We start from the raw sequence: 1536 nt of genomic DNA, 5'->3' as shown, positions 1-1536 counted from the left end.
CCCAAGCAAGGTGCGGAGGTGCTCCGCGCGATCATCGCGGCGGTCGTCTTGGCCGCGGGCCGGCCCCACCCGGCCCCGGGCCGTCAGTCGCCGAGGCCCGCCAGGTCGCGCAGGCGGCGGGCCTGGGCGGCGCGTTCGGCGGTGCGCTGGTCCTCGTAGGAGCGGGCGGCGGCACCCTGGAGGAGCGCCTTGGTCTCGACGACGGCGGCGCGCGGCGCGGCCAGCAGTGCGTCGGTGAGGTCCCGTACGGCCGCGTCCAGTTCGGCGGTGGGGACGGCGATGTTGGCCAGGCCGATGCGCTCGGCCTCGTCCGCGTGGACGAAGCGGCCGGTGGCGCAGATCTCCAGCGCGCGGGCGTAGCCGACGAGCGAGACGAGCGGGTGCGTACCGGTGAGGTCCGGAACAAGGCCCAGGCTGGTCTCGCGCATGGCGAACTGCACGTCCTCGGCGACGACCCGCAGGTCGCAGGCGAGGGCGAGCTGGAAGCCCGCGCCGATGGCGTGGCCCTGGACGGCCGCGATCGACACGAGGTCGGCGCGGCGCCACCAGGTGAACGCCTCCTGGTACTCGGCGATGACCGCGTCGAGGTCCTCGTCCGAGCCCCGGGCCATGTCGAGGAAGGACGGCTCGCCGTCGAAGCCCTCGGGCGTGAACGCCTGCCGGTCGAGCCCGGCGGAGAAGGACTTGCCCTCCCCGCGCAGGACGACGACCCGCACGCTGCCCGGCAGTGACCGTCCGGCCTCCGTCAACGCCCGCCACAGAGCGGGAGACTGGGCGTTGCGCTTCGCCGGATTGGTCAGGGTCACCGTGGCAACGGCGTCCTCGACGGTGAGCCGAACACCGTCCTTGTCGAATACGAGCCCGGTGTCGTCGAGCGTGGTCATGGGGCGCCTCCGGTTACGGTGCAGCACTGCGTCCGATGCTAAGTGACTGCACAGTAACCACCTGGCCGGCCGCACGGCCGACCGGGTGTCCACCGGGAGGCACCCGGTGGACGGTCGGGACGCCCCGGTGTCAGGCCGAGGCCGCCTTCTTGCCCCGTGTCGCCCCGCCGCGTCCGCGCAGCGTGACTCCGGACTCACTGAGCATCCGGTGGACGAATCCGTAGGAGCGGCCGGTTTCCTCGGCCAGCGCCCGGATGCTCGCACCGGAGTCGTACTTCTTCTTCAGGTCTGCCGCGAGCTTGTCGCGCGCGGCGCCGGTCACCCGGCTGCCCTTCTTCAGAGTCTCGGCCACCCGTGCCTCCTCATGGGAAGTGCGCTCTGGACTTCTCATGATCACCCCTCCCGGACGTCCTGGCCACCCATTCGACGAGGTCCGTGCTGCCGGATTTGCGGACGGATACACCACCACCACAACCGGAAGGTCATATTCCGGTCGCTCGCCGGGCCGCCCGGGGAGCCTCGGCCGGCGGAAGCAGCAGGTCAGCGGCGCGCGCCGGACACACGTACGGCGCGGGCCTGCCGGAAGGATTCCGCAGGGCTCCGCGCCGTCGGGTACGAGACGTCCTCACCCGCCCCGGGACCGGAGCCCGGG

2 protein-coding genes are annotated in these 1536 nt (G+C 72.5%); both read right to left on the bottom strand.

Features of this window, described 5'->3' with window-relative positions:
- Positions 1–83: 83 nt before the first annotated feature.
- On the bottom strand, positions 84–884 hold the full coding sequence (locus tag RIF68_RS36250; protein WP_309056008.1) for an enoyl-CoA hydratase/isomerase family protein: 801 nt from the start codon (positions 882–884) through the stop codon (positions 84–86).
- A 130-nt stretch (positions 885–1014) separates the two neighbouring features.
- Positions 1015–1236 (bottom strand): helix-turn-helix domain-containing protein, encoded by a 222-nt coding sequence (locus RIF68_RS36245; RefSeq protein ID WP_006123601.1) that lies wholly within the window; start codon positions 1234–1236, stop codon positions 1015–1017.
- Positions 1237–1536: the final 300 nt, after the last annotated feature.

The organism is Streptomyces sp. (assembly GCF_031178505.1).
GTDB lineage: Bacteria > Actinomycetota > Actinomycetes > Streptomycetales > Streptomycetaceae > Streptomyces > Streptomyces gulbargensis.
This window is presented reverse-complemented; position numbering and strand designations above follow the sequence as displayed.